Here is a 6,066-nt window from a genome sequence, read left to right as displayed (position 1 = left end):
AGACCAAGAAGCGCTAGCGCCGGCAGATGCTGCTGCTTATGAACTTCTGAAAGAACAGCTAGAGGACGTATTGGATACGTTGACTGAGAGAGAAGAGAATGTGCTTCGCTTACGTTTCGGTCTAGATGATGGTCGTACACGCACACTAGAAGAAGTAGGAAAAGTATTCGGTGTTACACGTGAACGAATTCGTCAAATCGAAGCAAAAGCTTTGCGTAAATTGAGACATCCTAGCCGTAGCAAACGCCTGAAGGATTTCTTAGAATAAATCGCTGTGAGAGGGCCCTGCCAGTTTCGGCGGGGTCTTTTTTTATTTGAAAAGTACTACTAAAACCTAAGCATGAAATCACCGATAAAGTAGTAGGAAGGTGAGCGATGATATGGATACAGAGAAACGAAAAGTAATAGTCAGAGAAATCGATCACTGGCGGAGAAGCAAATTGCTTCCTGAACACTACTGTGATTTTCTGATGAATTTGTACATGGATGAAACCACACCGAAACCTGCTTCAATCATGGGGGTTTCTGCTTCTTCAATTACAAACAGTTCTTGGAAAATATGGTTAGGCATAATGGCGGTCATAGCCGCTCTGGCCTTATCTGCTCTTAATTTTAACTCTTTTGGAATGCCAATGCAAATTGGAATTTCCGCACTTTTTGTCATCGTTTGTTATGCGTTTGCGTATCGTCAATTTACTAAATCCCCAGTGATTTCTTATCTGCTTTGCGGTGTTTCTTCCATTGCTTTGCTGCTGTTGGGGCTTTATTTAATGGATATGTATAAGGTGAGTTCTCCGTATACGTATATTGGTTATTTGGCTTTTTGTAGTGTAGTCTGGTTAATCAATGGGGTCATTGGGAAAATGGGAATTTTCCAATTCTGCGGTTGGTTAGGTCTGGTTGGAACTTATGGTTGGCTGCTTTTACAAAAACTGAGCAACCCAGGTTGGTTCTCTCTTGAAATTAGTTGGATTCCAGTTAGTATTGTACTTATATGGATTGCTTGGCTTGCGCATCATACCAATAAGCAAGCAGCAAGTGTGCTTTTAGTTGTCGGCGTTTTGGTTTGGTTTATTCCTGAAGCGATGACATTTCTAACGGATGTTGATATGAGTTCCCGCGTCATTCAATTATCGTTTACAGGGAAGTTAGTCACTGCGGGCGCGGCGTTTTTCTTGCTGCGTAAAAAATGGGTAGAGTGGGTCGTTTAACAAATGGTAAAATTATCGAAAAGATTGCAAATGATTGCAGATCGTGTGCCTGTAGGATCAAAGGTTGCGGATATTGGTTCTGATCATGCTTTGCTGCCGACCTATTTGGCGCAACAAGGCATTATTGTGTTTGCCGTAGCAGGTGAAGTCAATCCTGGTCCTTTCGAGGCAGCAACACGTCAAGTACTTGAGAGCGGTTTGTCTAAAAAAATAAGTGTAAGATCTGGCGATGGCTTGGCGGTTATTGAACCAGGTGAAGTGAATGTGATCACAATTGCCGGTATGGGCGGAAGCTTGATGGCAAGCATTTTAGAAGCTGGAAAGCAGAAGCTAGAAGGTGTCACTCATTTGATTTTACAACCCAATGTTGGGGAAGACCAAGTTCGCAAGTGGCTGCTTGCAGAAGGCTGGAGCTTGGATGCGGAAGCAATACTCGAAGAAGACGGTAAGATTTATGAGATTTTGACGGCAACAGCAAGTCATGCTGCTCAAGACAAGAATGCACAGGAAGCCCTCTATGCTGAACGTACACTGTCAGGTGGAATTATTGTGAGCAAGGAGCGTTTGCTCCAAATGGGACCTTATTTATTAGAAGAAGCTCCTGAGGTGTGGTTCAGCAAGTGGGATAGCGAATTGCAGAAATTGGCGATGATTGAAGGCCAATTAAAGCTTTCATCAGCGGAAGCATCCGCAGCAAAAGCAGAGCAAATCGTCCAAGAGATCAAGGAAATAAAGGAGGTACTCGCTTGTTTGCAAAAGGTCAAACCGTAATTCAGCTGTTTGAGCAGCTGGCACCCAAGCATTATGCGATGCCTGATGACAAAATTGGCTTGCAGTTAGGCTCCTTGCAGAAGGAGATCCAGAAGGTGCTGGTTGCACTGGATGTCAACGATGAAGTGGTGGACGAAGCGATTCACCTTGGAGCTAATCTCATTATTGCCCATCATGCGATCATTTTCAGGCCGCTTGCTCATCTTCAGACGGATACGCCAGCAGGCCGACTCTATGAAAAATTAATCAAAAACGACATCGCTGTCTATATCGCACATACAAATTTGGATGTGGCGGAAGGCGGCGTCAATGACATGATGGCAGATAAGCTCGGCCTTAAGGAGCTTACCCATCTGGAGGATGTGCATACAGAGAAGCTGCAGAAGCTAGTCGTCTTCGTACCTGAGACGCACCACCAGGCCGTGCTGGATGCCCTCTTCACCGCGGGAGCGGGGTGGATTGGGCAGTACAGCCACTGCAGCTTCAACATCCCCGGAACGGGAACGTTCCTTCCGCAGGAAGGGACTCACCCGTATATCGGGGAAGCAGGAAAGCTTGAACGCGTACAAGAAGTACGCGTTGAGACGATCGTAACCGCCAACGTCCAGCGCAAGGCGGTCCAGGCAATGTTGAAGGCCCACCCCTACGAGGAGGTGGCCTATGACCTCTACCCGATGGATCTCAAGGGTAGAGTGTTCGGTCTCGGGCGCGTGGGCAAGCTGCCCGCGCCGATGACGCTCCGCGAGCTGACGGAGCTCGCGAAGACGGCGTTCGACGTGCCGATGGTGCGCGTCGTCGGTGATCTAACACGGCCTATCCGCAAGGTGGCCGTGCTGGGTGGCTCCGGCGGCCGCTATATGCGGCACGCCATGTTTGCCGGCGCCGATGTGCTGGTCACCGGCGACATTGACTACCATACCGCGCATGATGCACTCGCGGCAGGGCTTACGTTGATCGACGTTGGGCACAACGTCGAGAAGATCATGAAGCGCGGCGTGGCGGACTATCTCGCCGCGCAATTAGCCAAAACGGATACGCAGGTGCTGGCATCCGAAGTGAATACGGAACCTTTCCAATTCATGTAGGCAAATAGCTAGTTGTAATTCTGGGGCATTCCTRGTATACTAGCAAATGCATCGGAAAGTTTGACAGACAATCGCTGGCTGTGGGTAAGCCACAGCGAGAGGAAAGTCCGGGCTCCATATGGCAGGGTGCTGGATAACGTCCAGTCAGCGCGAGTTGAAGGATAGGGCCACAGAAATGGACCGCCGATGGCTCATCTTCGGATGAGATCAGGCAAGGGTGGAACCGTGGTGTAAGAGACCACGAGGTTCTATGGTGACATAGATCCTGGTAAACCCCACTTGGAGCAAGACCTAGAGGAACGCTAGCCGTCTTCGAGACAGCAGTCTTCGCCTGAGACGCGTTCGGGTTGGTCGCTTGAGCTGTGCAGCAATGTATGGCCTAGATAGATGATTGTCGCTTCAATGGTGGCAGGGGACAGACGCCCGTTATGACCACCGGAAGTACAGAACCCGGCTTACGGCAAACTTTCCATACTGTCGGTTACCCGCAAGGCTTCGGCTTTGCGGGTATTATATTTTCATGAACCAAAAAGGCCACCCTAGGTATCGAAAAAATCGAAACCATAGGGTAGCCTTTTTTTATTTATGCATATCAACTCCTGCATATTTCTTGGATACAAGATTCATCTGCCGAAACCAATGCGACGGCCAATCGAAGCCGATGCTCGGTTGTTCTTCTGCTTTTTGAACGGCCTTGACGACATCTATCAGACCGTACCCGAAATATTTGTCATGACCCGCGGTACCAATATCTTGGGCAGTATCCCGCATAATTTGATATACTTCCGTATTTTTCAAATTAGGATTCGTAGAGCGGATTAAAGCTGCTAATAGCCAGGCCTTTCTGTATTATCATTACCGCTCGCGGCGATCAACGCCACATCCTTGTCATACGCATATTTGATAGCATCGTGCAGAAATCCGGAGTCTGCATAGTTGCCTAAGCTTAAGTTCATCACTTTGGCGCCATGATCAGCAGCCCAGATAATGCCTTGAGCAACGGAATAAGTGCTTCCTGCCCCGGTTTGATCTAGCACTTTAACCGGCAGCACTTTGTTATACCAGGTTATCCCTGCTACACCTAAGTTATTATTAACCAGAGCAGCGATGACTCCAGTCACGTGAGTTCCATGTCCAACATCATCTTGCGGCTTATCATCACCGCTGATCACATTATAGCCAGGCAGAAGCTTGCCTTTAAGATCTGGATGCTCTAAGTCCACGCCGGTGTCTACGACAGCCACAATCACATCCTTGGTGCCTCGATTCACCTGCCAACCTTGTTCGGTTTCAATCAGTGGCAGGTTCCATTGATACCGGCTATACAAATTATCATTAGGCTTGAAATTCGGCGCAATGCTCGTTGTTTCATCAGGGTTTGTTGTACTATCTGTACTATCTGATCTATCCGTATAGTCGCTTGAATCTTTTTCGTCGGCGGCCTCTTGATCATCATAGTAATCATTGGTCAAATATAAGAAATGAGGCTCCACATAAGCAACATCCCATTTCTTAAAATAAGCCATTAAAGCTTTTGCTTCCATGCCTTCCGTGCGGAAAACATACGTATAGCCTAGTTTTTGCATCGAATTGGCTTTGATCTCTGATTTGATTTGAGATAGCTGTGCCTCGGTAGGGTCCTTCTTGAACTTAACGACAACTTCGTTTTGATGATAGTGGCTTGTACCTTGATTGTCCTCTGGATGATCAACCACTTTGTCTTTTAGGGTATCTGTATCTACGGACTCGACTTTCCAACGATTTTCGTTCGGATAAGGCTCGAGACGTAAATTTTTCATCTGATGGTCTGTTACTTGATGAAGAATATCCTGATGAATAACACCAATAAGGGATGAGTTACCGTCTGTAGAAGGAGTTCCCTGAACAAAAAACACCTGCTGCGCAGCTCCAAATTTAGGAGACTGATAATGCTTGCCAGATTCTGTAGCTGCTTTTGCCTCTGCTAAATAAGTGCTTGCTTGCTCCTTATAGGAAGCAGGGATCTCTCCAACTTTAATTCCTTGATCCAAAGCCTGCTTATTTTTTGTCCAAATCAGAACGTCCATTTTTTCATGCTGCATCCTCATATCTCCGAGAACTTTGGCCGCGGACTCACCTGATTCGATTTGGGAAAGCATTTTCGTGTAATCAATAGAGCACTGGGATCGACATAAATCATCAGTTAGCTTAACATCTTGCTGAAGTAAAGACAGCTTTTGATCCGTCTCATACTTCGCACTGTACACTTCAGGACCGGGTGTATTCTCATTATTAGAGTGGTGGGGAAAAAGTACGATACCTAAACCAAGAACTAGACCAATAGAAGATAAATAACGCCACATCGATAGTCCTCCTTCTTAACTCGTTTCTCCGCTTCTGTCGGCGAACACAGTATCTTAGATTAGAGTGAGGTTCGGAGGATTCTTTTATGCATGGAATCGGGAGTTTTACATATACCTTTTCAGGTTAATTTATGGTAGGATAGGAATAGCGCAATTAGAGGAGGTCTTCATAAATGGCTGTTTTTAATGTAAAAAATATTTGTGATTCAACGCGTACGAAGCTAAAAGAAACTACCGCCAAAATGGAGCTGTTTCTGAACCAAAATTCGCTTTCACAACTCAATGTAGAGAATGATCCCGCTATGGATGAATTTTATCGTGGTTATCTCCAAGATACGCGTCATCTACTAGTTTTTTGTGAAGTGGCATACGAGAAATTGGGCGTGAGCTTGAGACGTCCAACTTTTAACGTTGATTTTTCGGAAAAAGTGTTGTATGAGGTATATCATACTTGTGTGAATACATTTTTCTATCCTAAGAATGAATGTTATTCCGAGGATGGCCGTTATGCTTATACTGGACAAGATGCAATCCGTTTCCGTAAAAAGCCTTCTCGTGAAGTGCGTGATTTAACAATTGAGTTGTCCAAAGTATTCGAAGAGCTTCGCGAAGATCTGTCTTATTATGAGACAGATTACATCACGCAGCGCCGTATGC

General features: G+C 46.1%; 7 protein-coding genes and 1 other RNA gene. 6 read left to right on the top strand and 2 right to left on the bottom strand.

The features are described 5' to 3' along the window. The 5 genes from AC1DUA_RS26875 to rnpB all read left to right on the top strand — a co-directional run. Positions 1-268 (top strand): sigma-70 family RNA polymerase sigma factor (locus tag AC1DUA_RS26875; protein WP_477502683.1); only part of this gene is annotated, 268 nt, incomplete at its 5' end. A 112-nt stretch (positions 269-380) separates the two neighbouring features. After that, a complete protein-coding gene (locus AC1DUA_RS26870; RefSeq protein WP_477502682.1) occupies positions 381-1,211 on the top strand; it encodes a hypothetical protein in 831 nt (276 codons plus the stop codon). Positions 1,212-1,214: 3 nt separating this feature from the next. Beyond that, positions 1,215-1,982: a tRNA (adenine(22)-N(1))-methyltransferase gene (locus tag AC1DUA_RS26865; RefSeq protein WP_477502681.1), complete on the top strand. Its 768-nt coding sequence runs from the start codon at positions 1,215-1,217 to the stop codon at positions 1,980-1,982. Further along, positions 1,958-3,067: a Nif3-like dinuclear metal center hexameric protein gene (locus AC1DUA_RS26860; protein WP_477502680.1), complete on the top strand. Its 1,110-nt coding sequence runs from the start codon at positions 1,958-1,960 to the stop codon at positions 3,065-3,067. The genes AC1DUA_RS26865 and AC1DUA_RS26860 overlap by 25 nt, the downstream gene beginning before the upstream one ends. A 55-nt stretch (positions 3,068-3,122) precedes the next feature. After that, positions 3,123-3,540, top strand: an RNA gene (gene rnpB / locus AC1DUA_RS26855) — RNase P RNA component class A. Between the two features lie 106 nt (positions 3,541-3,646). On the opposite strand, the gene AC1DUA_RS26850 is transcribed toward rnpB, so the two are convergent. Further along, complete coding sequence (locus tag AC1DUA_RS26850; protein ID WP_477502679.1) at positions 3,647-3,838, bottom strand: hypothetical protein; 192 nt, start codon at positions 3,836-3,838, stop codon at positions 3,647-3,649. A 56-nt stretch (positions 3,839-3,894) separates the two neighbouring features. Then, entirely contained in the window at positions 3,895-5,409 is a 1,515-nt protein-coding gene (locus AC1DUA_RS26845; protein WP_477502678.1) for a S8 family serine peptidase, read from the bottom strand. 173 nt (positions 5,410-5,582) lie between these two features. Here AC1DUA_RS26845 and AC1DUA_RS26840 point away from each other — a divergent pair. After that, positions 5,583-6,066: YpuI family protein (locus AC1DUA_RS26840; RefSeq protein ID WP_477502677.1), on the top strand; the 484-nt coding region annotated here is incomplete at its 3' end.

The sequence above is a fragment of the Paenibacillus sp. 01T422 genome, from assembly GCF_056398785.1.
The sequence above is the reverse complement of the archived record's forward strand: the minus strand, read 5'-3'. Positions and strand labels throughout refer to the sequence as shown.

Excerpts from the sequence above, each read along its gene's own strand:
- AC1DUA_RS26870 (WP_477502682.1), top strand. The coding sequence starts at position 381 with ATGGATACAGAGAAACGAAAAGTAATAGTCAGAGAAATCGATCACTGG.
- AC1DUA_RS26865 (WP_477502681.1), top strand. The coding sequence starts at position 1,215 with ATGGTAAAATTATCGAAAAGATTGCAAATGATTGCAGATCGTGTGCCT.
- AC1DUA_RS26850 (WP_477502679.1), bottom strand. The coding sequence starts at position 3,838 with ATGCGGGATACTGCCCAAGATATTGGTACCGCGGGTCATGACAAATAT.
- AC1DUA_RS26845 (WP_477502678.1), bottom strand. The coding sequence starts at position 5,409 with ATGTGGCGTTATTTATCTTCTATTGGTCTAGTTCTTGGTTTAGGTATC.